Annotated in this window: 24 protein-coding genes; 2 read left to right on the top strand and 22 right to left on the bottom strand. The window is 37.4% G+C overall.

The genetic code is table 11. The features are described from left to right. Window positions 1-44: 44 nt before the first annotated feature. The 6 genes from IGJ01_RS02590 to IGJ01_RS02565 all read right to left on the bottom strand — a co-directional run bounded on the left by IGJ01_RS02590 (window position 45) and on the right by IGJ01_RS02565 (window position 6,291). Complete coding sequence (locus IGJ01_RS02590) at window positions 45-503, bottom strand: PTS glucose transporter subunit IIA (RefSeq protein WP_142966845.1); 459 nt, start codon at window positions 501-503, stop codon at window positions 45-47. A 12-nt stretch (window positions 504-515) separates the two neighbouring features. Continuing rightward, complete coding sequence (locus tag IGJ01_RS02585; RefSeq protein WP_430601374.1) at window positions 516-1,841, bottom strand: maltose-6'-phosphate glucosidase; 1,326 nt, start codon at window positions 1,839-1,841, stop codon at window positions 516-518. Window positions 1,842-1,857: 16 nt separating this feature from the next. Then, entirely contained in the window at window positions 1,858-3,273 is a 1,416-nt protein-coding gene (locus tag IGJ01_RS02580) for a PTS transporter subunit EIIC (protein WP_142966847.1), read from the bottom strand. Window positions 3,274-3,291: 18 nt separating this feature from the next. Further along, on the bottom strand, window positions 3,292-4,056 hold the full coding sequence (locus tag IGJ01_RS02575) for a carbohydrate deacetylase (protein ID WP_139960392.1): 765 nt from the start codon (window positions 4,054-4,056) through the stop codon (window positions 3,292-3,294). Window positions 4,057-4,167: 111 nt separating this feature from the next. Then, window positions 4,168-4,989 carry a PRD domain-containing protein gene (locus IGJ01_RS02570; RefSeq protein ID WP_061053730.1) on the bottom strand — a complete coding sequence of 274 codons (822 nt, stop codon included), beginning with the start codon at window positions 4,987-4,989 and terminating at the stop codon, window positions 4,168-4,170. Between the two features lie 609 nt (window positions 4,990-5,598). Continuing rightward, a complete protein-coding gene (locus tag IGJ01_RS02565) occupies window positions 5,599-6,291 on the bottom strand; it encodes a MurR/RpiR family transcriptional regulator (RefSeq protein WP_061053729.1) in 693 nt (230 codons plus the stop codon). A gap of 38 nt (window positions 6,292-6,329) precedes the next feature. On the opposite strand from IGJ01_RS02565, the gene IGJ01_RS02560 reads away from it, so the two are divergent. Further along, window positions 6,330-6,947 carry a hypothetical protein gene (locus tag IGJ01_RS02560; RefSeq protein WP_430601373.1) on the top strand — a complete coding sequence of 206 codons (618 nt, stop codon included), beginning with the start codon at window positions 6,330-6,332 and terminating at the stop codon, window positions 6,945-6,947. A gap of 11 nt (window positions 6,948-6,958) precedes the next feature. Next, complete coding sequence (locus IGJ01_RS02555; RefSeq protein ID WP_430601372.1) at window positions 6,959-8,269, top strand: PTS sugar transporter subunit IIC; 1,311 nt, start codon at window positions 6,959-6,961, stop codon at window positions 8,267-8,269. A 429-nt stretch (window positions 8,270-8,698) separates the two neighbouring features. On the opposite strand, the gene IGJ01_RS02550 is transcribed toward IGJ01_RS02555, so the two are convergent. The 16 genes from IGJ01_RS02550 to IGJ01_RS02475 form a co-directional block, all read right to left on the bottom strand. Then, the gene (locus IGJ01_RS02550) at window positions 8,699-9,301 is read right to left on the bottom strand and encodes an HNH endonuclease (protein WP_430601371.1); all 603 of its coding nucleotides are present in this window, start codon (window positions 9,299-9,301) and stop codon (window positions 8,699-8,701) included. A gap of 8 nt (window positions 9,302-9,309) precedes the next feature. Then, window positions 9,310-9,951, bottom strand: a complete 642-nt coding sequence (locus IGJ01_RS02545) for a hypothetical protein (RefSeq protein WP_430601370.1) — start codon at window positions 9,949-9,951, stop codon at window positions 9,310-9,312. Continuing rightward, the gene (locus tag IGJ01_RS02540) at window positions 9,938-12,307 is read right to left on the bottom strand and encodes an ATP-binding protein (protein ID WP_430601369.1); all 2,370 of its coding nucleotides are present in this window, start codon (window positions 12,305-12,307) and stop codon (window positions 9,938-9,940) included. Before IGJ01_RS02540 ends, IGJ01_RS02545 begins: the two co-directional genes overlap by 14 nt. A 2-nt stretch (window positions 12,308-12,309) precedes the next feature. Then, window positions 12,310-13,797: an Eco57I restriction-modification methylase domain-containing protein gene (locus IGJ01_RS02535; protein WP_430601368.1), complete on the bottom strand. Its 1,488-nt coding sequence runs from the start codon at window positions 13,795-13,797 to the stop codon at window positions 12,310-12,312. Between the two features lie 1,318 nt (window positions 13,798-15,115). Beyond that, a complete protein-coding gene (locus IGJ01_RS02530; protein WP_430601367.1) occupies window positions 15,116-15,214 on the bottom strand; it encodes a DUF5710 domain-containing protein in 99 nt (32 codons plus the stop codon). Between the two features lie 588 nt (window positions 15,215-15,802). Continuing rightward, complete coding sequence (locus IGJ01_RS02525; protein WP_275626384.1) at window positions 15,803-16,153, bottom strand: hypothetical protein; 351 nt, start codon at window positions 16,151-16,153, stop codon at window positions 15,803-15,805. 193 nt (window positions 16,154-16,346) lie between these two features. Then, window positions 16,347-17,738, bottom strand: a complete 1,392-nt coding sequence (sufB, locus tag IGJ01_RS02520) for a Fe-S cluster assembly protein SufB (protein WP_016619705.1) — start codon at window positions 17,736-17,738, stop codon at window positions 16,347-16,349. Window positions 17,739-17,767: 29 nt separating this feature from the next. Next, window positions 17,768-18,262, bottom strand: a complete 495-nt coding sequence (sufU, locus tag IGJ01_RS02515) for a Fe-S cluster assembly sulfur transfer protein SufU (protein ID WP_244732975.1) — start codon at window positions 18,260-18,262, stop codon at window positions 17,768-17,770. Further along, the gene (locus tag IGJ01_RS02510) at window positions 18,240-19,484 is read right to left on the bottom strand and encodes a cysteine desulfurase (RefSeq protein WP_061053721.1); all 1,245 of its coding nucleotides are present in this window, start codon (window positions 19,482-19,484) and stop codon (window positions 18,240-18,242) included. The genes sufU and IGJ01_RS02510 overlap by 23 nt, the downstream gene beginning before the upstream one ends. Next, complete coding sequence (gene sufD, locus IGJ01_RS02505; RefSeq protein ID WP_016619703.1) at window positions 19,481-20,785, bottom strand: Fe-S cluster assembly protein SufD; 1,305 nt, start codon at window positions 20,783-20,785, stop codon at window positions 19,481-19,483. Before sufD ends, IGJ01_RS02510 begins: the two co-directional genes overlap by 4 nt. Before the next feature lie 13 nt (window positions 20,786-20,798). Beyond that, window positions 20,799-21,572 carry a Fe-S cluster assembly ATPase SufC gene (sufC, locus tag IGJ01_RS02500; RefSeq protein WP_005232112.1) on the bottom strand — a complete coding sequence of 258 codons (774 nt, stop codon included), beginning with the start codon at window positions 21,570-21,572 and terminating at the stop codon, window positions 20,799-20,801. A 304-nt stretch (window positions 21,573-21,876) separates the two neighbouring features. Further along, a complete protein-coding gene (locus tag IGJ01_RS02495) occupies window positions 21,877-22,227 on the bottom strand; it encodes a type II toxin-antitoxin system PemK/MazF family toxin (protein ID WP_005232114.1) in 351 nt (116 codons plus the stop codon). Then, on the bottom strand, window positions 22,220-22,444 hold the full coding sequence (gene mazE / locus IGJ01_RS02490) for a type II toxin-antitoxin system PemI/MazE family antitoxin (protein ID WP_233499125.1): 225 nt from the start codon (window positions 22,442-22,444) through the stop codon (window positions 22,220-22,222). The genes IGJ01_RS02495 and mazE overlap by 8 nt, the downstream gene beginning before the upstream one ends. A 186-nt stretch (window positions 22,445-22,630) precedes the next feature. Beyond that, complete coding sequence (locus IGJ01_RS02485; RefSeq protein ID WP_005232118.1) at window positions 22,631-23,173, bottom strand: GNAT family N-acetyltransferase; 543 nt, start codon at window positions 23,171-23,173, stop codon at window positions 22,631-22,633. A gap of 60 nt (window positions 23,174-23,233) precedes the next feature. Then, window positions 23,234-23,890, bottom strand: a complete 657-nt coding sequence (locus IGJ01_RS02480) for a DUF624 domain-containing protein (protein WP_430601366.1) — start codon at window positions 23,888-23,890, stop codon at window positions 23,234-23,236. 11 nt (window positions 23,891-23,901) lie between these two features. Beyond that, window positions 23,902-24,774, bottom strand: a complete 873-nt coding sequence (locus IGJ01_RS02475) for a carbohydrate ABC transporter permease (RefSeq protein ID WP_010748766.1) — start codon at window positions 24,772-24,774, stop codon at window positions 23,902-23,904. Between the last annotated feature and the right edge of the window lie 4 nt (window positions 24,775-24,778).

Raw genomic sequence — 24,778 nt, 5'->3', positions numbered from 1 at the left:
CTTAAGAAAAGACTGAGCGAAAACCTCAGCCTTTTCTTGCGTTTTTAAAATTGATAGCAATCGTCTTGTATCGATACTTGTTGATTTGTTTTCAGCAGTTTTCCTTTCGACAGATCAGGTGAAACAACGATGATAGCTGCATCTTTTTTTGCTTCAACTAGTTGTTGTAAATCCATCTCAGCTAATAAAGTACCACAATTCACTTTCTGACTGGTGGTGACGCGAATAGAAAAAGGTGCCCCTTTTAATTCAACCGTATCAATCCCCATATGGATCAAAACTTTCTCTCCTGATTTACTGCCAATTGTTATTGCATGATACGTTGGAAAAATATTTTCGATCGTTCCTTCAACGGGAGAATGGACATGACCGTCATGACCGATGATTGCATAGCCCTCCCCCATCATTTTCGAGGAAAACACTTGGTCTTTTACAGCTGCCAAAGGAATAATTTGGCCTTTTGCCACAGCTCTCAACACTTTTTTTTCTTTAAAAAAGAACACGTTCTATCACCTCTACTTTAATTCAGGCCAATATTCTTTATTTGCCTCAATCATTTCATCTAAGATTTTTTTAGCCACTCGCGCATTCGGAACAGTCTGATTCAATGTGAATGCCTGCAATGCTTTTTGATAAGACCCTTCAAAGTAAGCATCAACAAGGAGCTTTTCAGCAGCCACTTGCGCCTCCATTAATCCCTTGTGAAAATCACAAATCGGTTCTCTCAGTGCAATCGGCTCCACTCCCGTTGCTCCCACGTAAGCAGGCACCTCAACTACGGCATCCGAACGCAGATTAGGAATTGCTCCTTGATTGGGCACGATCAGCATAAATCGGCGCCGTTCATCATTTAATAAAGATGTCGCCATATCCACAATGTATTGTCCATGCTCACCAAAGTTAAAATTTAAGACATCTTCTTTCTCTCCGCGTCGGATTTTATCTGCCATTTCTTTGGTATTTTTCTCACGGCCATCCATCACCATATTTGCTCGCGTATATTTTTTGTCTGTATGCTCTACAACCAGATCTGGATACAAATAATACTCTAAGTAATTGTTAGGGATATTGTTTGGAAAATTTCTCGTGATGACTGACATCATTTGAAACGCTTCTTGCCAAGTATTATCCCCTGCATTAAAGTCAGCAACCTGCATTTCTTGTGTTGTCAGCTTTTCAATAATTTCCGGCATGATTTCTCGTTTTAGCTCTTTATCATAGATAGAGGTATACCAGCCAAAATGATTTAACCCATAATATGTCGGTATCCAATTTTCACGGTTGTAACCATAGTTGACGGCAATCGTTTCTTCGATCGAGATGGTCATGTCGCATGCATTGATCATTTTTGCATTTGGGTACGTTCTGCGAACCGCTTCAGAGACGATCGATTCTGGATTTGTATAATTCAAGATCCATGCTTCAGATGCATAATCTTGCACATAACCGACGATCTCTAGCAATCCTTTCATTGAACGCATGCCGTACGCAAAACCGCCTAATCCACAAGTTTCTTGTCCAACTAGCCCATGATTCAAGGGGATTTTTTCGTCTTTTTCTCTCATTTTCATTCCGCCAACACGAATCTGCGAGAATACAAAGTCACAGCCAGTAAACGCATGCTTAGGATCTTCTGTTGAAATGATCTGGACATCTGAAAAGCCCTCTTTTTTCAGCATAAACTGAATAATCAAGTACATATCTGCATTTCGTTCTGCATCAATATCATACAAACGGATTTCAGCTAACGGTAAACGTTGTGCATTATTTAAAATAGCCTGAACAATTCCTGGTGTATAAGTACTTCCGCCTCCAGCGATGGTAATGATTTGTTTTTTCATCCTATTTTCTTCCTTTCTATTGTTCCAATAATTTATCAAATTCAGCCATTACATATGTCACTTCTAACCCAATGATCACTTGATAGTTTTTTTCAGTTGGCTTGATAATCCCGCTCACGCCTAATTGCTTGATTCGTTGTTCCTCTACTAATGAAGAATCAGCAACTTCAACACGCAAGCGTGTGTTGCAGCTGTATGCATCCAAAATATTGTTTTTCCCGCCAAACGCTTGGAGCATTTTTTTTGCCATGTATTCATAATTTTTGCTCGCCAATCCCAACTCTGTTTCCTCTGGAGATATTTCTTCCCCAAATTCTGTCGCAGTTTCTCGGCCCAATGTCTGGATATTTCTCGCTTTAATCAAATAATAAAAGGTAAAGTAATACAGGGCGAAAAAGACGAGCCCAATTGGAAGGATCAGAATAGCATTTGTCGCGATACGGAAATTAATAAGATAATCTACAATACATGCTCCGAAAGTGAAACCAATTCGTATATTAAACAAATAACAGACGATCCCTGCTAGCCCAGCAAAAAAGGCATGGATCACATACAGCATAGGGGAGAGAAACATAAAGCTGAATTCAACAGGCTCTGTAATATTGGCAATAAACGATGTGGCAGCACCGCTTCCCATGATTCCTTTAACCATCTCTTTGTTTTCTTTATACGCTGCTTTGTAAATCGCTAAACAGATAGCTGGTATTCCAAACATCATCACCACAAAAAATCCTGATAAAAACAATCCTGCCTGCGGATCGCCATTAATAAAGCGTGTCATTTCTCCTCGGAAAACTTCCCCGCTAGGTGAAGTATAGCTTCCTAAATCGTAATATACATAGGTGTTCAAAACGTGATGCAAGCCAAAGGGAATCAACAATCGATTTAAAAACATAAAAATCCCAACACCGAGTGCCCCCATGTCAACCAGCATTTTGGCAAAATTGTCGATACCCATTTGTATGATCGGCCAAACCAAACCGAAAACAACCGCTGAGATCGTCTGTAAAATCATGACCATCGTCAAAGGAAATTTTTCACCCGCAAAATAAGAGAAAACCATCGGTAATTTTTGTTCCTTAAAGCGGTTATAAGTCCAAGCGGCAATCAGTCCGGAAATGATGCCCCCAAAAATACCCATACTTACTGCTGGATTCATAATCTCCAACCCTTTTTTCAAGGTAGCTATTGCTAATAAACCAGTAAGTGCTGGTATTCCTTTGTCTTTGGTTTTAGCAAAACCAATTGCGACCCCAATCGCAAACAGGATATCCAAATTGCCGAAAACTGCATTGCCGGCCGCTCCCAAAACGGGAATATTCAACATGTCGTCAGCTGATAGCCGCATGATCAATCCTGCTAGCGGCATTGCTGCAACTGGCAACAGCATTGCCCGCCCTAACTTTTGTACATTTGCTTTAAAATTCGTCATTATTACATTCCTCCTATATTAAATTGTTTTGTAAGTAGTTAATTCAATCGACGGATCTTTCTTTACTTTCTGAGCAAACGACGAATGAATCAAAAATTCAACCTGCTTCACACGAGGATAAATGAAACTCGACCCCTCTAATAACTCCTGATCCAAATAAGCAGTATGACACATGACTTCGATCGTTTGGTTCCCTTGAAGCTTTTTATACAAATCCTTCAAATAGGCTTCAATAGACGTACTAATTTGTCTTTTCTTCACCTCTTTTTCTCCCACGTCATCAAAATACGGCTCAAAATAATCGACATGCCGCACTTCTTCACTTCGCTCAAAGTTTCCTCTGACGGGCAAATCATATTTTTTGGCTAAAGCAATCACTACTTCCTGATTGCTGCCAAAAGAATGCGTATGGTGATGGCTGTCTAAGTGCGTAGGCAAGATCCCAGCTCGATATACTTTTTGAATCTGAGCATTCCATTCTTGATAGAGCTGATCTTGGTCAATAGCAAATGGTTGCTGATAAAACTTCAACGGTCTAAATCGGCCACCTTCTGTTAGACTATCAACGTTTTCCAAAAGTGGTTTTCCGCATGTTAGGGTCAAATGAACCCCTACTCCTAGACCCGGCACCTCCTTTTTTAGTTTCACTGCATGTTCAAAACCAGGCATGTTTGCCATCAATGTTGTCGAGGTGAGGATCCCTCGCTGGTAGGCATCTAAAATGCCATAGTTAACACCATAGCTGTAACCAAAATCATCCGAATTAAAAATTACTTTTCCCATTTCATTCTTCCTTTCTTTTTCCGCTAAAAAAGCGCAACCAAATGAGCATAGCTTGTGTGCTATGTTTCATTCGGTTGCGCCTACCAACTAGTTACGCCCGGATTCACTTATTTAATAGATACGTGCTAAATGAATGGCTAAATAAATAACTTCATTCTCTTGAACTGCCAGTTGAAACTGGTTTTCTATGATTTCCTTGATTTTTAAAGCTGCTTGGTATGCTTCGCTGCTCTTAAAAGTTTCCGTAAAAAAGCCAAAATTTTCTTCTGGAGAGGCTTCGTTATAAATCAAACGCTTGACCAAGAACTTGATATGGATCATTAAGCGATGATATGTCAGTGATTCTTTATCAAAGTTTTCTAAATAAGATTTTTCTAAATAGCTCAAGATCGTTGTCGTCATTTCTAATATTTTCAAACTGTTCAAGCTATTGGGCTCACCTAATTCCGCATTTATAATGTGCATCGTGATAAATCCGACCTCATTTGCACCCAATTCCGTTTGATACTGGTGATTGATCCGTTCAACTACCTCGACAGCTGTATCATATTCGGTTGGATAAAGAAGTTTCATTTCTGGCAGCATAATGGCAGTTACATGACTGTCTTCTCTTTTTCTTTGAACGGCAAAATACATATGATCTGTCAATGTAATATAGATATTGGAATCTAATGGAGAGCTGATCCTAGTGGAAATCAGTTGAATCATCTCTTCAGTAAACTCAATAAATTCAATCGGGATTTGTGCAGCGATCTCACTAAATCGCTTTGTTTTTTCTTTTGAATCCAATGTGAAAATTTTATCTGCAAACACTGGATCAAATGGTTGATTGACTACCGCTGAAAACCCAAGACCTTTCCCCATTGCTATTTTTTCAACTCCATCATCATCAATCAAAACGGCATTATGATTCAGTTTTTTTACCACAAACATTGATTGTCCCCCTTTCCGCATAGTTCTTCAAAATTAGAATAACTATTTTTCTGAAACTATCGAGTTGTTTTCAAACAATAAAAAACGACCAAAGAAAGAAACCTTTCTTCGGTCGTGCCTAATTTAATAGTAGCACCCTATCACTTATGGACACAGTTTAGCATACTATGAAACCGGTATCAAGGGTGAATTTATTTTTTTGAATAATTATTGAGAGTGACAAGAATTGCTCAATCAATTATATTGATTCTCATTTATTCAAAAAAGATAAACCAATCGCTCTTTTATAAATATTTTAATGAACAGTTAGAACAAAAAATGTATAGAAATATTTCTATTTCACTTACATAGCACTTAGGGTTCCTTTCTTAACAAAAAAAAATTTCATTTTATTTCAAACTACTTCACTTATCTTATAAATAAAATACGAATAATGATTAAAACTAGCGAGAACAATAAAATGAAGCTTTGCTGATTTAAAAGCTGAGAGTATGATTTTTAAACAAGTTTTTAAATTTCAAAACATGTTTTTAATATCGAGAGAACCCTTACATTCGTTTTGAAACCATTTATACTAATGAATGAAGAAACAGTGGCCACATCGTTCTTCTAGCTAAAAATAGCTAATAATGCTTCACTCAGTAAGATTTCAAATTGATTTAATGTTGTTCCAAAAAAAAGATTGGGTTGATAATCTGATATTCTTTTCGGTGTATATGTTTCAGTACTGATTGTTAATGTCGCCAAGTTACCTATCTTTGAATTCTTTTCACCAACAAAAGCAATCAAATCAATATGATGATCGTTCGCAACTTTAGCTAATTCAGCTAAGCGAACCGTATCCCCTGAATTTGAGATAATAAAAAGCAGGATATCGCTTTGAACATTTTCTCTCAAGAATTCAAGATGACTATTGGCAGTCGCACGGAAACCATGTAGATTAAGAGCTTCAGAAAAATAATTTGCTATATTTTGAGAAAATCCTGATCCAAGGATCATCATTCGTCTATCTTGGTAATCAGACATCAGACGAATAAATGTCTCTTTTTCTTTGTCTGAACAGATTTTAGGCAAGGTCATACTGTGCCGCTGATTGCCTACCGAAAAGACTAATTCACTATATCCTGTAAAGCCAATTTTTTTAGCCATTTGTATAATTGTAGCAGTAGAAACATAAGAAGCTTTGGCAACATCTCGAATACCTAAGTTTTTTAATGACTGACGATTTTTCCACATAAATCTTAAGACATCAGCTTCTGAATTGTTCAACTGATATTTGTCGATAAGCATTTCAATATCCATAAGATCCACCTCAAATTTTTAGTTAGGAGTATTATATCATGACAGAAAGTAAATTCATTCAAGATCCATGGGCAAAGATGACCACACGTAACGGGCTGCGAGGAGATGAAGTTATTTCTGCACTACAGAAATCGATTCGCCGTGGAAAGGAAAAAGATGCTTGCGAGTTTGCATATGAAATGTACATTACCTCGCCACAATTTGAAGAAAAATTATGGCGACGCTTATTGGCAATTAGTGTAGAAGATGTAGGAATGGGTAATCCTTTAGCTGCCATCATGATTAATAATTTGAACGTGATGCGTAGAGAATTCCAGTATAATGAATCAGACCGTGCAATGTATTTCTTCCATGCAATACGTTACTTATGTGATTCTGAAAAGGATCGTTCATCCGATTTACTCAAAAATATCGTTATAAAGAGCTTCGCTATGGGCTATATTCCAGAAATACCAGATATTGCTTTGGATAAACACACCACTCGTGGGCAAGAAATGGGGCGAGGGTCCGAACATTTTTTATATGAAGCAAGTAAAGTAATTCCTCAAGCCGATATTGATAATAATTACAAAGAACAATATGAAAAAACAATTGAGAAATATGATCCAGAACGTGTCGTGCCAAGTGCTTTTGCTTTCAACCCTTGGCAAGTATAGGAGGAAATAGTATGGAAAATTCTGCACTTGTCATAAAGCTTAATGAAATACTGAGTCCATTAGCAGCTAAAATTGGAAATCAACGTCATTTGAAAGCTATATCCAGTGGGATGATGTTCAGTCTGCCTTTTATTGTTATCGGTTCTTTTTTTCTGATTTTTGCCAATCCACCTATAAATATTGACCGTTACAACCCAGAAACAGCAAATTACTTCATGCAATTCATGGCCGGTTGGAAATATTTTGCAGTAGCAAATTATGATGTAATTACTGCGCCTTATAATTTGACGATGGGTATCATCGGTTTGATCAGTGTTTTTGGTATTGCCTTCTCACTTGCTCATGAATATAAATTCAATGCATCCATGAACGGAATGATCGCAGTAGTCATTTTTCTAACGGTTTGCACTCCTGTGAAAGATGGAATGATTTCACTAGATTTTTTAGGTACGAATGGCCTTTTCGTTGCAATTATCATCGGTTTACTTGTCGTAGAGGTGAATCGCACTTTTGAAATAAAAAATATCAAGCTGAAACTTCCAGATACTGTCCCACCAATGGTCGCAACCTTTATCAATATGTTGGTGCCACTACTTACTAACATCATTATTTTTTATGGCGCCAATCTAATTGTCTTATCGACAACAAATACAATTTTCCCAGAAGCAATAATGCAATTACTAACGCCTGCAACAAACATTGCTGGCAGTTTAGGAGGTTTTTTATTTATTGTAACTTTAGGGAATATCTTGTGGATGTTTGGTATTAACGGCTCCTCAATTATCTTCCCAATCGTCTTCACGTTAGGAATCGCCCAAACTGGCTTAAATGCTGAACAAATGACAAATAATGAGACGATGACCCACTTGATGAATCTTCAAATGTTCCGTGTTTCCGTTCTTGGCGGAGCTGGTGGAACCTTGGGATTAGTGTTACTAATGATGCGAAGTAGAGTTCCAGAATATCGTTCGATAGGAAAATTATCATTAATCCCTGGAATCTGCTCCATCAATGAACCAGTCATCTTTGGATTACCAATCGTCTTCAATCCTATTTTAGCAATTCCATTTTTATTTACACCTATTGTCTCTTTATTATTAACTTATTTTGCTCAGCAATTTGGATGGATTGGATTAGGATTTATAATTGATCCCTCATTCACACCTTTCTTTGCGCAAGCCTATCTTTCTAGTATGGATTGGCGTAATATTATTTTCTGCTTCGTACTTATCTTGGTCAGCATTTTTATTTACTATCCATTCTTTAAAATAATGGAAAATAATAGAATAAAAATAATAGATGATAAGCTAGAAAGTCTATAAGGAATAACTGAAATTATACTGAATTTTTAGTACTAATTGATAGGAATCAAGCTAAGTGTCTCTAAGCGTTTATAAACTTAGGACCGATAGAAATGACTCTATAATTCATGGGACAGATGAATCAGAATTGATTCTTCAGTCCCATGAAACTGACTAAAATCAATAAATAAAAAAACTTCAAATGCTGGTATATCAACATTTGAAGTTCGTACTATATGATTACCCCACAGACCCTTCCAGCAAAGGGGTAGTGTTTTCTACAAGTTTTAACAGCTTCTAAATGCTATTAGATCAGCATCTGCTGTTTTGAGCGATGCTCTGAAATTCTGATGATTTTTCGGGATTGGTGTTAGTTTGGGTGTTAGTTTTTTTAAGATTTATTTACAATATTGCGGATAATCTTAAATGTTTTATTTATAAATTTCTACACTAAAAATCTGTATAATTAGTTCTTCTTCGCGCCACTCCATTAATAAACTCGATAACTTCTGTTATTTTACCAATAAATTCATAGTCTTTTTCTTCTAGATCCATCTCACATGCTATTATTTTCTTTAGCGATCCATATACATAATCTAATTTGTATAATTCCTTATACAAGCCAATCATTTCTATATACTTATTTGATATCACTTTCTTTTCCTCTGTTAATTCATTATTTGTGACGATTGCTCCAAATTTGTTTCTATAAAAAAGTTTTTTAAATTCGGGATCAAGTGGATCAATATAGTAATCAATCTCTTTATTATTTTTAGAACAATTACATATTGGACAGGCTAATGCCATATATTGATAATCATCAATTAATTCTGTATGTTTCTTTTTACTTTTAGTGTGCTCTATATGGAACACAGAATCTGCATAATCTGTGTTTCCCCACCCACAATAGGCACATTTATAATTAAAATCCTCCATTAAAAATTTACGTATTAAATTTCTATCCCCTTGCTTAGAGTATTTTAATGATTGAACATCTTTAACATCTCTTCTTTTTGGAATAAATTCATATCCTCTGTAATCAATTTTATACAACTCTCTTATCATATATTATCATTACCTTTTTTATATCTCTCTATAATATCAAAAGCATAACCCATTAATTTTTTAAATTGTTTTTCATCGTCTTCATTAAAATCCGACTCGTAAAACAATGAAAACTGATTTTCTATTTTCTCTTCATTTTTAATTACAGCATAGGAAATTCCTTGATCAGTTTTTAATTCAGCATTAACACGTTTTAAAGATTGAACAGTATCCAAATTGAGTTTAATTTGAGCTAAAAGATAATCGAGCATTTTTTTTGTTTGCTCTTCATTACCTTTTTCAAATACAGATTCTGCATTACTATTCAATGTCACCTCTTCTAACCGGGAAGTATATATTGCTAGCGGAAATAGTGGATTATTAACTTTAATCTTCTTCCACATTATATTCGCAGTTTTAAATATTTTACTATCTACCAGTCTATAATCTAAAATTATCCCGTGATAATCATTATCTAAAAGTTTTTTCCAAAACTCTTCTTCTGAAGATTCATCTCTAATATCCACAAAAGACACAGCGAGTTGCAAATCAGCATTCCCCATTTTAGCTATTTCATCTTCAATTTCTTTTAAAGGACCGTAAATAACATCTATCTCGTCATCAATATATGCTATATTAATTTTATTACTCACTTCCATTACCAACACCACCTAACAAGATAAGTTCAATGATAAACCCTGAATCTCCAATTTCCGAAACCAGATTCTTATCACCATTTAATTTTTCTATAATTGAACTCAATATCCACATTCCCATTCCTGTTCCTTGGTTTCTTTTATCATATGATTTATAGGGTTCAAAAATATCTTTCTTGTTTTTTATTTGTTTGCTCAATCCTTGCCCATTATCTGTATAAATAACTTTAACCTTATCAGGAGATTCCATGGAAATATTTATATCAATACTTCTTTTATTGACATTACCTTCTTCAAAACTTTTATAAGAATTAGAAATCAAGTTCAAAAATATACAATCTAATTGCTGATCACTACCATAAACAAAAATTTTCTTTAGATCAGCATCCAATTTAGAAAAATCTTTTATGCCGTTTATAGTATAGGAATATTCATTATAGTTATCTCTAATCGAGTCTGCCCACCATTTAAAAATCAACTCTATATACGATACCAATTGAATATTTTTTTTCCTAGCTTTCGTTGGATTCTTGGATGCGCTCTCTATAAAGCCTAAAATGCTTTTATTTTTTCGTTCAATTGACTCCGCATATTGGTAAATGTTGTATTTAGTTTCGATATTCAAAAAATCAACACCATACTCTTTTTCATAAAAATCCCCCATACTTCTGAGTACACTTGAAGAATTTTTGAAAAATATTCTATCATTTTTTATTTGATGAGCAAAAGTAGACATAATGACGCCTTGTGTTGCTAAAGTTCTCAACATGTCAGATTCACTTATAAGCGAATCATTTTTCTCTTCAGTAATATCAGATAGAGCATACAGCTCGAATATTGTTTCTGGCGAAAGAAGCTTTTCATACTCAGGATCTTTAAATAATTGACTCTGATCCCCGTTATTTTTTTGTAATAACTTATCAATCTTTCTTTTAGTGCTTTTTCCTTTTTCACTATGGTAATCTATATCAGAAGTATCTTTTAAATACTCATTATACCAAATATGAATGTTAGACCTAACTTTTGAAAACTTTTTAACAATTTGAAGCATTGTTTTTTTTAGATAATCAAACTCAGCACTTTTTTTTAAACCTTCTCTATTAGCTTGATCCTCAAATACATTATTTTTTTCTTTTGTAATATTAATAAACCCGCTTAGTTGATTTGCTTGCATCAAATAAGTTTTTCTTGCTACACCAGCTGGGTCTTTTGCACGTTCAGTATCAATATCCAGCCAATCAAACCCTATCGTATCTTTCTCTCCATATGGCCTAATTCTAAACCCATCTCTATATAATGAAATTCCCGGTTCATACTCAAAATTGTAACTTTTAATAGCGGGTTCTTTTATAAATGGATACCTTCTACCACCAGTATTCTTGGTAAAATAAATCGTTCCATCAAAATCCCCAATCGGATTTTCAGGAAATTTTTCTGGAATAAATTCACTAATCTTTAACTCTTCATAAAAAGACAACTTGTTTGCTCTTTTTCCATCTTTCATTATATACTGTTTTAAATTTTCAAATTTTTGGAAGATAAAGTCTGGTGGAAAAGATTTTAAATCTATCTCAGAAAACTCTCCTTCTATTATTAGTAAGTCATCTTCATGTGAGTAAGTGAAATTTATAATTGCATCACTAGAAATGTCATCTATCATATATTCAATTTCTTCTATTTCATCATCAAAGTATTTTAAAAATATGTTAAATTCTTCTAAATTTTGAGTTTTCATAGGATTTTTTAATTTTCCTAAACTTTGTTTTAATAAGTCATAATTATCCTTTTCAGTATTTGAAGCCCCGCGTTTCCAATCATCATTTAATTCTCTAGCGATTATTATGGTTCCCTTTTTTTCTATATTGCTTAAATTTCTCTTTGCATATTCTTCTTCAAACTCGCTCAACGTTATATTTATAATAGTAATTTTAATAGTACTAAGTTCAGCACCTGTAGAAAAAGTATTCCAATCTAAATCAAATTTATGTGCTTGTTCACCATCACTGGTTATTATCGTTGATTTCTTACCCAGCCTTCCTAATGATAATCTACCAATTCCCATTGATCCATTCATTATTCTCTTATTATTAGCCATTTTTCTAGAAGGAGTTTTAGTTTTGTCGTCAGTTCCAATTGTAAAAAAAACTTCCTTGATTTTTTCAAGACTCATTCCTTGCCCATAATCAATTATTTCTATTGAGTTTTTATTTATAAACATATTTACACTTTTTGAAAAAGCATCATAACTGTTTTTTACTAACTCTAAAACTGCACTCCTATAATCTAGAACATTATCACGCCCTAATAAATTTACTGTCCTTGTAGTAGCTTTAAAATTCACTTCTATTTCTTTTCCCATCTTTAACTTTCCTCCTCCACAATATATTCTCTAGGTACTTTTATTTTCTTCAAATCATTAGAACTAATACTCTTATATCCAGCAGCATAATTTTTAGATGCAATGGTTAAATATTCTCTTACTAGATCTGAGTTAAGATACTTTAGAATTTTATTTAGATCAGTTCCTAAATATTTATTTTTTAATTTAATAGACAGACCAGATAATAAGAAGCCTTTTCCAACAATTTTAAATGGATTTCCTTCCAATGAAGCCACCTTAGGAATTACTATCTTTTTTTCATCATAACAAGTAAAGCCTTGGGTTCTACCAAAATATAAATCATATTTAACCTGATATTTTTTATCAAGCCTTTCAGATAGATAGTCGTATGTTTTTTTATAACGTTTATCAATCTCAGTATCTTGAAAATAAGCTGTTTTTGATTCATTCGTGGGAATATATGGGAAAATCACATATTTTACTTCATCGACGTTTGAAACTCTTATAACTTTCCTAAGGACACTTTTTTCAACTGAGAAAAGTTTATTTTCTTTCACAAATGTTAGTAAATTATCTGTTTCTTCGATTATCTCTTTTTCGTTTATTATAAAGACTTTATCTTGCAATGTAGCGAGTCCATTTCTTATCTCAGTGAACTCTCCTAAATCAACAAAATCTTCTTGAGTTTCAGTTAAAAAATCATGGCTATAAATCATATAATTAAATTTTCCCACTAAATCTCTATACGTTACCTGGACCAAATTTTCCCCTTTATTATTTTTCACTCGTAAAACTTTATTATCTTTAGAAAAAACACTGATTGCTGTATAAGTAGTTGCTCCTTCAAACTTCATCTCGTCTTGATAATCGATAATTTCTTCAATTAATGAATTATCTATGAGATATTTCATCATCGCTTCACCACTTCTAGCTTTGATATAGCTATTAGGCGTGATATAAACGATTTTTCCCTTTCTATTCCATAAATCAAATCCTATCTCAAAAAAATAATAATATAAGTCAAAGTTGAATTTTGAGCAAAAATCACTTTTTTCTCTCAAAGCAGTGATTGTTCTCTTATCCATATTATGTCTTGAAACATATGGAGGATTACTGATAACATAATCATACGCTCCAAAATTTTCAATAAGTTCTGTTCTATCAAGAGCATCAAATTTTTGAATATTCCAATTAATTTTTCTCTTTATATATTTTTCTGATAAATCATTCAATTTGTCTACACAAACAGTTATTGCTTCGTCTCTAATATCAAAGCCAGCTATATTATTTTCTAAAAAATCAGCTTGTTCATCTTTATTTTTTTCTTTATTCTCAATAAAATATTTTTTCACAACAAGAGAAAGTATGTGGCCTTCGCCTACCGCTGGCTCAATAAGATTAAACTCACTCCTATAATCTATCCCTAATAAATCAACCATTTTACTAGCTAATTCTATATCAGTATAGAAAATACCATTTTCTTTAATAAATTTATGTTCCGCATTCACGAACGTATTCTCCTTTTACAATAAACTAGAACAATTTAGAATCTTTTAAACTTACTAGTATTAATTCTGGAAATTAATATTCTTCTAGTTTCTACTATCTATAATACTAAGAACTAAATTTAAGAGAGCATTTTATCTAAAAATTCCCTGTATTGAAATTATCTTCATTATATAATGTATGACCAACTATTTGAATACAATATTCTATAAATTTGTCCTTACTGTAACTTTATATTATTTTTTTCCAAAGTTAATTGCGTCCCTATAATTGTATAGAAGTGGAAGCAAAAAAACATTGTTCTCAGTTAAGAGAGTACAATGTTTTTCGCATAAATACACTTGAATGATATAGCTATAAATCACTTATGTACGCTTTACTCTTAAAAGCGAATACATCCACCTATCTATCGGTAAAGTAATACTAATAATACTGCTTAACTCTTATAAATACCATATTAAATAATCTCAGGAAAGAGAAACAAAACTAGTACATATGAACGTTTAAAAGAATATTAGTCACAAGAAGAAAACTATTATAGTCGATTTTTTACGAGAAAGAAGACTAATTGGAAACCTCATTTTAAAAGAAAATCCGCGATTTTAGAACATCAGTCCGTTCTCCATCTTTACCAAATGCTCTATAAACAAATATTTCAATTGTTCATCTATTAATTTTACCAATAGTTCTACACATCAATATTATTCGTACCTATTCCCTAATTTATCTGCACTACATGATTTTCTCTACTCATTTTACATCGCCTCATTACAGTCATCGTTATTGATTTGTACATTTAATAAATCACGATTTCTCAGCAAACTTACATCGTCTTAAATAAAAATAATCTGGTGAAATGCTCCTATCCAACATCAACCAAGAGCCCACATCTTCCTTCAAGTCATACTTATATATTGTCAATTCGCTGTCATTCATATATCCAAACGGACTATCTGGTTCATTATACAAAAAGAAATTTCCCTGTAAGCTGTCACAATGAGAACAAACATTAGCAAAGTAGCTTCTCTTTTCTGTGTAGGAGTATTTAAATTTACATCCAAACTTCGTCGAAAGTTCTTCTCTTATTTTTTTAGGAATTTCATCATTTAATGCCCATAACTGGAGATCATAACCAGTATCTTTTTGAACTGAAACTGTTGGTCTGTCTAAATCAATAATATTATTTGATAAAACACCTACAGCATAAACCTTCGTATTTTCATGACATTTCCAACACGTCTGCTGACCTTCAATAATTAGAAAGTTGTCTTTGACGATAATACATCCGTCAACCCACTCTTTGAACTTTACATAGTCATTTTAATTTTCAACATACCACTTTTTTTCTTTTGGATCCCACTTCGCACCTAATTGTTTAGCCAACTCTTTTTGTTCAAATGGAACAGTTAAATAAAGCATAATACAACCCCCTTAGTGAGCGTTTTCACTTATGATACCATACTTTTTTAGTCACATTGTCCATTTTCTAGCATTTCGAATAAAAATCGTGGAATATTTTCAATAATTCTAAAAAATACTTTTTCTTGTAGTGAAAAATAAACAAAAAATCCTCATTCATAAAAAAAGTGGAGCACAAGACTATTCATCAATGGTAATATTCTCAATATCCGTATCTGGTTGATCAAATTGAATTGATACCAAATCTTTTGGTCTGAAGGCTATAGACATCCCAGAGGCTCAATAGGAAAATAATTATACGTACTTTCATAAACTTTGGGCGCTCGTACTACCTTCGGAGCCGTAATTTCATAAGTTACCTCGTTTTGCACTGTGCGCATTTGATATTCTTTGTTAGTGATTGCCTCGTTGATTGTCTCATCATTTACATAATCGTCCCCAACCGCATACAAATCTCCTCCCACATTATATAATCCTGTATAACTAGAATCAGGGTAACTCACTTCATGAATAATAAATGAAAGCTCTTCCTTATCCGTCGGATTTCCTGAAGAATAAGTGATAATAATTGAAATAAAAATCTGATGGTTAGATATCAATTGGGTTCAAATTATTAACTGATTTTATCTTGGATAGGATTTCTTTTCCTGATTTTACTATGGAACTGTCGCTTTTCTCTAATAGCTCCTCCGCTATTGCAATATCTTCTCGTACACCTTGAACCCTAGCTGATTGATAATCAAATTCATCTTGCTTATCTTTTTCTAATATCTCTACATCTGTCATATTAGAGACTTCGCCGATAGTTAACTTAGTATTCTTATATCTGCTAATTTTATTATCCTTATCAAATACTAAAACAGACTCAATTGCTGTATCTTTTCCAAAATTATCTTTTGTAACATACCATAGTTTTGTCTCTTTACCTTTATCATTCATATATTCAGCAAACGTATACTTTCATAATTGGGCGCTACTAATTATTTTATTTAGGCTTAACAATGCAAAAATAACTGCATAGTAGTTAAATCTCTCTAAAAATTTATATCCAAATGGTGTTACTTTATACACACCCAAAATAAAAAAAGCCAGAAACACCTGCAAGTAGGCATTTCTAGCTTAATCAATTCAATTACCCTACACTACCTTCCATCTCATAACTAATCAACCGGTTCAATTCGACTGCGTATTCCATCGGTAATTCTTTGGTGAATGGTTCGACGAATCCCATGACGATCATTTCGGTTGCTTCGCCTTCGGAGAGGCCGCGGCTCATTAGGTAGTACAGTTGTTCTTCTGAGATTTTGGAGACTTTGGCTTCGTGTTCTAGGGACACTTGGCTGTTGTGGATCTCATTGAATGGGATGGTATCAGATTTCGATAGGTCATCCATGATGATGGTGTCACACTCGATATGGGAGATAGAGCCTGCGCTCTTCTTGCCGAAGGTGACTTGTCCACGGTAGTTTACTGCACCGCCGTCTTTAGAAATTGATTTTGAGACGATGGAGCTGGAGGTGTTTGGTGCATTGTGGATCATTTTTGCACCGGTATCTTGGATTTGGTTGGCACCTGCAAAGGCAATGGAAAGCATCGTGCCCCGTGCGCCTTTGCCATCAAGATACACACTTGGGTATTTCATGGTTGTTTTGGCACCTAGGTTGCCATCGATCCATTCAACGGTAGCACCTTCTAAGGCTTTGGCCCGTTTGGTTACTAGGTTGTAGACGTTGTCTGACCAGTTTTGAATGGTGGTGTAGCGGCAGTAAGCGTCTTTTAGGGTAAAAATTTCAACGATGGCTGCGTGCAAACTATTGCTTGAATAGGTTGGGGCAGTACAGCCTTCAACGTAATGGACGCTGGCGCCTTCGTCAACGATGATCAATGTTCGTTCGAACTGACCGGTATTTTCGGCATTGATCCGGAAATAGGTTTGTAATGGCACATCGACACGAACGCCTTTTGGTACATAGATAAAGGTACCACCTGACCAAACGGCTGAGTTTAAAGCAGCAAGCTTATTATCGGTTGGTGGGACTAATTTTGAGAAGTATTGTTTGAACAGCTCAGGGTATTCCTTCAAGGCTGAATCGGTATCGGTAAATACGATGCCAAGTTTTTCAAACTCTTCTTTCATGTTGTGGTAAACGACTTCTGATTCGTATTGGGCAGAAGCGCCGGCCAGGTATGCCCGCTCGGCTTCTGGAATACCAATGCGTTCAAAGGTCTCTTTGATTTTTTCTGGTACGTCATCCCAATCACGGGCAGGACGATCACTTGGTTTTTGGTAATATTTGATGGCATCAAAATCGATGTCAGACAGGTCTGGGCCCCAGTTTTGCATGGGCATCTTGTTGAAGGCTTCAAGAGACTTCAAGCGGAACTCAAGCATCCATTCTGGCTCTTGCTTGACCCGTGAGATTTCACGGACGATGTCTTCGGTCAATCCTTCGCCGGTACTAAAAACAGGCTGCACGTCATCGTGGAAGCCAAATTTATATTCTTCTAATTCGGGTACACCCATGGTTCTCACTCCTTTTGTAGTGCGGTTGTCTATTCGCTGGTTTCTTCAGTATCAGATTCATTGGCGTGGCTGTGACTGACAGATGCTTGTGTACTGTCGGCAGCAATGGCTTTTTCTAATGCTTTCCAAGCTAAGGTCGCACACTTGATGCGTGCAGGAAACTTCGCCACACCCCCAAGCATGGAAGCATCGCCTAAACGATCGCTTTGGGGAATGTCGTTTCCTTGGACGAGATCAGAAAACAAGCCTGATAGCTCACCAGCTTCTGCTAGTGTCTTACCGATAATCGCATCCCCCATCATGGATGCACTGGCGGTACTGATGGAACAGCCTTCGCCAGTAAACGCGATGTCTTTGATGGTGTCGCCTTCGACAGCGAGCTCCAAGTGGATCACGTCGCCACAGGTAGGGTTATTCAATTCGACTTTGTACGTTGAATCATCCAAGGTGCCCCGATGATGTGGGTGGCTGGAATGATCCAGAATGACTTGTCGATACAAATTATCTAATTTCGTTAGTGCCATGTTGGAAAAACTCCTTCGTCAGCTTGATGGCGTCAACCAGTCGATCGGCGTCCTCTCTTGTATTATACAGGTAAAAGCTGGCCCGTGCAGTCGCTGGGACTTGCAAATAGGTCAAGAGGGGTTGGGCACAATGATGACCTGCCCGTACCGCGATGCCTTCCATGTCTAAAGCGGTGGCAACATCATGAGGATGGATGCCTGCTAGATTAAAGGCGATCACTCCCGTGCGTTTTGCTGCTTCTTGGGGACCATAGATGGTCAAACCTTCAATGGCTTGCAGTTTGGGCAAAACGTAGGCAGCTAAGTCTGCTTCATGGGCGTGGATGTTTTCTAAGCCGATTTCTGTTAAGTAATCGACCGCTGCACCTAAGCCGATCGCGCCGGCAATATTTGGTGTGCCCGCTTCAAATTTCCACGGCAGTTCTTTCCACGTGCTTTCTTGCAGATGGACAAAATCGATCATTTCACCGCCAAATTCGACGGGCTCCATTTGATCCAGCCATTGCCGTTTGCCGTATAAGACACCGATGCCAGTTGGTCCGCACATTTTATGGCCAGAAAAGGCATAGAAATCACAATCCAGTGCTTGGACATCAACTGCCATATGTGGAACAGCCTGAGCACCATCCACCACCATGACGGCTTGGTGCTGATGCGCCAATTTGGTTAGCTCTGCAATCGGATTGATCACGCCTAAAACATTGGAAACGTGCGCGATCGAAACGATGGCGGTTTTGTCTGTGATCTGTTTCTTGGCATCTTCCATGTCCAAGGTGCCTTCTGGTGTCAACTGGATATATTTCAAGGTAGCTTTTTTCCGAGCAGCTAATTGCTGCCAAGGGATGATATTGGAGTGATGTTCCATATAAGAAATCACGATTTCATCGCCTTCATTGACAAAACGGTCGCCGTAGCTGCGGGAGACCCAATTTAAACCAGTGGTCGTCCCTCGAGTAAACAGCACTTCCGCCGTCTCACTCGCATGGATAAAACGGCGAACCTTTTCTCGTGCGCCTTCATAGGAATGGGTCGCCCGTTCTGCGAGGGTATGAACCCCACGATGAACGTTGGCATTGTCTTGATGGTAATAATCGGTGATTGCCTGCAGCACTGCCTCTGGTTTTTGCGTAGTGGCGGCATTGTCGAGGTAGATCAATGGTTCGTCATTTACGAGCTGATCCAAGATGGGAAACGCTTGTTTCACTTTTTGGGCATCGATCATGCGAGCAACTTCCCTTCGATAACGGCAACCAATTCTTGTTGCACTTCTTTGACTGGGATCGCGGTCAAAACGGATCCTAAGAAACCACGAATCACCAAACGTTCCGCTTCTTCTTTGCGCAACCCACGACTCATCAAGTAGTACATTTCTTCTGGATCGACCCGTCCCACACTGGCTGCGTGTCCGGCTGTTACTTCGTGCTCATCGATCAAAAGGATTGGGTTAGCATCGCCACGGGCTTGGTCTGAAAGCATTAGGACACGGCTTTCTTGTTGCGCGTCCGCTCCTTTGGCTCCTTTTAAAATGTGTCCGATACCGTTAAAGGTTAAGACGCCGCGTTCTCTGATAACGCCGTGTTGCAGGATATGACCAATGGAATGCGGTGCTTTATTGGTGACGCGGGTATCGATCCCTTGTGTTTGACGCCCAGCACTGATTGCGACCGCTTTGACTTCCGAATGCGCGCCTTCGCCTACAAGATCAGAATCAAAGTCCGCCACGACGTCGCCGTCATTCATGACTCCAATTGCCCAATCTACCATCGCATCTCGTAATACATAGCCGCGACGATTCATGTACGTAGTGATGTTGACACCTAACTGATCAATCGCAGAGAATTTGACCTTCGCACCTGCTTTGGCGATCACTTCCACTACGATATTGCCAGACAGTTTTTTCGCTTGGTCGCCTTTGGTTTGGAAACGTTCCAAGTAGCTAAACTCACTGTGCTCATCAGCAACGATCAAAATGTGTTTGAAGAAATGCGCTTGGCTATTGCCATTGTGGTAGAAAATCGCTTCAAGGGGTTCTTCGATCACCACGTTTTTTGGTACATACAAGAACATGCCGCTATTCATAAACGCCGCATGTGCTGCGGTCATTTTGTCTTCATCCATTGGCACTGCTTTGGTCATGTAGTATTGATTGACCAACTCTGGTACTTCTTTCATTGCTGTAAACAAGTCGGTAAAGATCACGCCTTTGTCGATCAACTCTTGCGGTAATTGCTCAAAGATGGTGGTGTCATCGAACTGAACGAGGGTCGGATGGTTATCCATCGCGTCAAAGGCGGGAACTGCGCCTGCCACTTCTTCTTCTGACAAAGCGTACTCACCAGCAAGTGCTTGTTCGTCGATATTGAACAATGGCCAACGCTCGTAACGCACCCGCTCGATTTTTGGAAACGCAAGTTCATCCACTTTCGCAAGGGCTGCTTGGCGTAATTCCAACATCCATTCAGGCTCTTCTTTTAACGCTGAAAAAACGTTGACTTGTTCAAGATAATCCTGTAATTTTGCCATTTACCTTGCCTCCTTACGCTTCTTCTTCTTTGTAGTCGATCCCTAACTCTTTACTGATCCCAGCATAGCCTTCTGCTTCTAGGCGTTTGGCTAAGTCTGCCGAACCGGTCATCACGACACGGCCTTCCATCATGATATGAACCACGTCTGGTGTGATGTAGTTTAACAGACGTTGGTAATGGGTGATGATCAAAGCGCCAAAGCCTTCGCCCCGCATTTCATTGACGCCTTTTGCTACGACTTTCAAGGCATCGATATCTAGACCAGAGTCGATCTCATCCAAAATCGCAAAGGTTGGATCTAGCATCAACAATTGCAAGATTTCATTTCGTTTCTTTTCTCCACCAGAGAAGCCTTCATTCAGATAGCGTTCCGCCATTTCTTCGGGCATATTCAATAAATCCATTTTTTCATCTAATTTTTTCAAGAAATCCATGACAGAGATTTTGTCGTCTTCGTCACGTTTGGCATTGATCGCTGCCCGCATGAATTCTGCATTGGTGATGCCTGGAATTTCACTTGGGTATTGCATCGCCAAGAACAAACCTAAGCGAGCTCGCTCATCCACTTCCATTTCCAAGACGTTTTCGCCGTCGAACAAAATTTCTCCTTCTGTCACTTCATAATTCGGGTTGCCCATGATGGCAGCGGACAAGGTTGATTTCCCTGTACCGTTTGGTCCCATGATGGCATGGATCTCTCCAGTTTTTAACACTAAGTCAACGCCTTTTAAGATCTTTTTATCTTCGATTTGGACGTGTAGATTTTTGATTTCTAAAACTGACATTTCTTTCCCTCCAGTATCTTTTCTTTCTCACTATTTTAGACTAATTGAGAATGAACTTCAAACGCTATTCCCGACTTTTTTAAAATATTTCTAATCTGTACATTGGAATTATTATAAAGTATTACATAGAGATAGTACATGGTTATTGTTCAGAAAGTCGACTATTTTTGAAATTTTACTTTTATCTTTCAACTATCTTCTTTTCTCTATTGTTGAAACCTTGTATTCTTAGGAAATCAAAGTGAAGGACCCTCACTCGTTTTTTGTGAGGGTCCTTCACTTTTTCCATCCTGCTGTTTTTTAACTATAATGGAAAATTAAAGTTCATCATAAAATGCTGTGCAACGTTAATCAGTTCTTTTTTTGATAGTTTCCCTAAAATTTCAATCTTTCTACCGCCACGCTCGGAATAATCTAGCGTATAAACTTGCTTTGTATTTACTTTACTCCCAGGTTTCAATTTGTCGTGTTGAATATCGACAAAGTAAGGACGCTTCCGATCTGTACTCGTTATTGGACAAACAATGATCAAATTTGAGGTGTAACTGTACTCATCCCTGCTGATGACTAAAGCAGGCCTGCGCTTTTTGATTTCACTCCCTTTCGAGGGATCAAAATCAATAAATACAAGAGTCCCTTGTTCGAGCCTATTCATCAAGCAGCCTGCCTTCAACAATAAAATCAGCAGCTAGCATATCTTCTTCATCAACAAATTCTTTCTCTTTAGCAGCTAAAAAATAATCATCGATCTTAGGAATCAAGGAAATCGTACCATCGTCTTCTTTGCTGATAAAGTAGGTCTTACCAGCAGGAATCTCAAACTTACTTGCTAGCGTGACCATTACCGCATTTCCTTGCTTTCTTGTTTTCACTGTATCCAAAACAATCACCTTTCCTTCATAACATATATAGTCTATTTTACCACGTAATTACTGTAATTACAAAATACAGCTAGGAGAGCAGCCCTTTTTTTACTAGGTACTTTACTATACGCAAAATGCATCTGATCAATCATCAACAACGAAAGAGGACACGAAAAAATTTCGTATCCCCTACCTTCACTTCTGCTGTGCCCATTCTTCTCGCAAGATGCCATACTTGATGGAATCATAATAGGTGCCTTCCCAGAAACGGACTTTGCGGATCTGGGCTTCTTTGGTCATCCCTAGCTTTTCTCCTAGTTTCATCATGCGGTGATTACCGGACCACGTGGTGTACCCGACTCGCTGGATATGAAGCTGTGATTCAAACAACTCATTGATCCACTGGCGAATTGCTTGGCTGCCAATGCCTTGATTCCAAAGGGAAGCATCATAGATGGCTATCCCGAATTCCAACCACTGCTGCAAGGTATTGTCTTCCCAATAAGCGGTAGCGATCCCTACGATTCTTCCTTGATAGCTTATCGCTTTACGTAACGGGTTGTCGATACAGCTAGCGCCAAACCCCGTTCGAAATTCTTCCCACGTCAACACGGGGTCTTGGAAATACGGTCCGTCCCATTTTTTCCATTCTAAATCTGCCTTTGGTCCATAGCTGATCGACCAAAGTTCAGCAATCATTTCTTCCGTAATCGGTTGAAGTGTGACTGTTTCTGCCATCTTCAAGCCCCCCTTTCTCCTAAAAAAAGTCGTCTCCTTTATTCGTAGACGACTTTCTTTCTATTTTATCTGAAATTTCCGTAAGTTTAAATAAAGGAGTCCGAAAAAAAGGACTGGAAAAAGAGTAAAGCCAAATTGCGGCTTCAAAATCAAGGCGACAAAAACGGCAACAAACAAAAAGGTTGCTAACAAACTAACAGGCCATTTTTTCAAAGTGAAGAAAAGTGCGGTACGCAGGACATCTTTCTTAGCGGCTTTTGGATTACGCACTTGGAAGTACCACGCGTTGATACTAAGAGCTATGGAAAGCATCCCTAACAAAAGAAAGAACGGAACGAACCATTTGCCACTTTCAAATTGAACCGCAAACAGAATATCCACGATCGCAATGACACTTCCCAGCCAGCCGATGAGCCAATAGAGAAACCCGCGCACGGCAAAGGTTCGTAAAAAGTAGCAGAAATCTTTTACAGGATCGATGTCTTTGTGTTCTGCAAAGCGATCGATCGCAGCCAGGAGGCTGATTATGCTTGGCCCAATCAGCAAGAGTGCCAATGCAAACCAAAGGAGGTTTCTAGGATCGACTGCCAAGAACATTGCCGTGAGGGTGTAGGGTGTGTTCACGACCCAAAAACTGATATTCAGGGCAAAGCCAATATATAGCCAGCGGAAGATCCGCATGTAAAGATTGTTTTCAAAGGTAGGTTTGGTAAACATGATTGATCACCTCAATTTTTCATTCCCGAAGTAGCGATTCCTTCTACGAAGTATTTTTGCATTGCTAAAAAGACGATCGCTACTGGCAAAATGGAGACCACAGATGCTGCCATGATCAGGGCGTACTCGGCATCATATAAGCCGACAAACATTTTCAACCCTAACTGAATGGTTTTGTTTTCGGTTGAGGAAAGGTAGATAAATGGTCCCATATAATCGTTCCACGTATTGACGAAGGTGATGATGGTCAGACTCGCTAAGGCGGGCTTCGTCAGTGGTAGAATGATTTTTCGATAGATCCCCCACTCACTCAAGCCGTCGATCCGCGCACTTTCACACAATGAGTCAGGAATACTACTATAGTATTGTTTCAACAAAAAGACCCCAAAGGCACTGAAGGCTTGTAAGAGGACCAAAGACCAAAGCGTGTCTGTCAGCCCGAACTGGCGCATCATGATGAACTGAGGAATCATATAGGATTGCCAAGGAATCGCAATCGTACCGATGTATGTCAGAAACAACAGGTCGCGTCCTTTGAAATGCATCTTCGAAAACCCATAGGCCGCAAAGCTAGAGGTAAACAGTTGGATCAAGGTAATGATGATGCTCAAAAAAGCTGTGTTCTTGAAAAAAGTCAGCAAAGGAATGCGATCCCAGATCACCGTATAGTTTTCTGGGTGCCAACTTTTTGGAATCCATTGGATCGGTACGCTAAAAACATCGTTATTGGTCTTAAAAGAAGCAGAGATCATCCAAAGAAACGGGATCAGTGTCACTAACGCGAGAAATGTTAATAAAAGAATCAAGGAGACACTGCCGACCGACAGCTTGGCTTTTTGTTTTGGTTTGGCTTGAACATTCTTTTTACTCAGTGTATTTTCCATCTGT

This window comes from Enterococcus sp. AZ089 (genome assembly GCF_050547225.1).
In the GTDB taxonomy this organism is placed as follows: domain Bacteria; phylum Bacillota; class Bacilli; order Lactobacillales; family Enterococcaceae; genus Enterococcus_D; species Enterococcus_D entomosocium.
This window is presented reverse-complemented; position numbering and strand designations above follow the sequence as displayed.

Coding starts and splice junctions, on each gene's coding strand:
- IGJ01_RS02580 (WP_142966847.1), bottom strand. CDS start 3,273: ATGACGAATTTTAAAGCAAATGTACAAAAGTTAGGGCGGGCAATGCTG.
- IGJ01_RS02575 (WP_139960392.1), bottom strand. CDS start 4,056: ATGGGAAAAGTAATTTTTAATTCGGATGATTTTGGTTACAGCTATGGT.
- IGJ01_RS02495 (WP_005232114.1), bottom strand. CDS start 22,227: ATGAATAGGCTCGAACAAGGGACTCTTGTATTTATTGATTTTGATCCC.
- IGJ01_RS02475 (WP_010748766.1), bottom strand. CDS start 24,774: ATGGAAAATACACTGAGTAAAAAGAATGTTCAAGCCAAACCAAAACAA.
- IGJ01_RS02585 (WP_430601374.1), bottom strand. CDS start 1,841: ATGAAAAAACAAATCATTACCATCGCTGGAGGCGGAAGTACTTATACA.
- IGJ01_RS02525 (WP_275626384.1), bottom strand. CDS start 16,153: ATGAATGATAAAGGTAAAGAGACAAAACTATGGTATGTTACAAAAGAT.
- IGJ01_RS02560 (WP_430601373.1), top strand. CDS start 6,330: ATGACAGAAAGTAAATTCATTCAAGATCCATGGGCAAAGATGACCACA.
- IGJ01_RS02570 (WP_061053730.1), bottom strand. CDS start 4,989: ATGTTTGTGGTAAAAAAACTGAATCATAATGCCGTTTTGATTGATGAT.
- IGJ01_RS02540 (WP_430601369.1), bottom strand. CDS start 12,307: ATGGGAAAAGAAATAGAAGTGAATTTTAAAGCTACTACAAGGACAGTA.
- IGJ01_RS02555 (WP_430601372.1), top strand. CDS start 6,959: ATGGAAAATTCTGCACTTGTCATAAAGCTTAATGAAATACTGAGTCCA.
- sufD (WP_016619703.1), bottom strand. CDS start 20,785: ATGGCAAAATTACAGGATTATCTTGAACAAGTCAACGTTTTTTCAGCG.
- IGJ01_RS02565 (WP_061053729.1), bottom strand. CDS start 6,291: ATGGATATTGAAATGCTTATCGACAAATATCAGTTGAACAATTCAGAA.
- IGJ01_RS02510 (WP_061053721.1), bottom strand. CDS start 19,484: ATGATCGATGCCCAAAAAGTGAAACAAGCGTTTCCCATCTTGGATCAG.
- sufC (WP_005232112.1), bottom strand. CDS start 21,572: ATGTCAGTTTTAGAAATCAAAAATCTACACGTCCAAATCGAAGATAAA.
- IGJ01_RS02530 (WP_430601367.1), bottom strand. CDS start 15,214: ATGCTTTATTTAACTGTTCCATTTGAACAAAAAGAGTTGGCTAAACAA.
- IGJ01_RS02480 (WP_430601366.1), bottom strand. CDS start 23,890: ATGTTTACCAAACCTACCTTTGAAAACAATCTTTACATGCGGATCTTC.
- sufU (WP_244732975.1), bottom strand. CDS start 18,262: ATGGCACTAACGAAATTAGATAATTTGTATCGACAAGTCATTCTGGAT.
- sufB (WP_016619705.1), bottom strand. CDS start 17,738: ATGGGTGTACCCGAATTAGAAGAATATAAATTTGGCTTCCACGATGAC.
- IGJ01_RS02485 (WP_005232118.1), bottom strand. CDS start 23,173: ATGGCAGAAACAGTCACACTTCAACCGATTACGGAAGAAATGATTGCT.
- IGJ01_RS02545 (WP_430601370.1), bottom strand. CDS start 9,951: ATGGAAGTGAGTAATAAAATTAATATAGCATATATTGATGACGAGATA.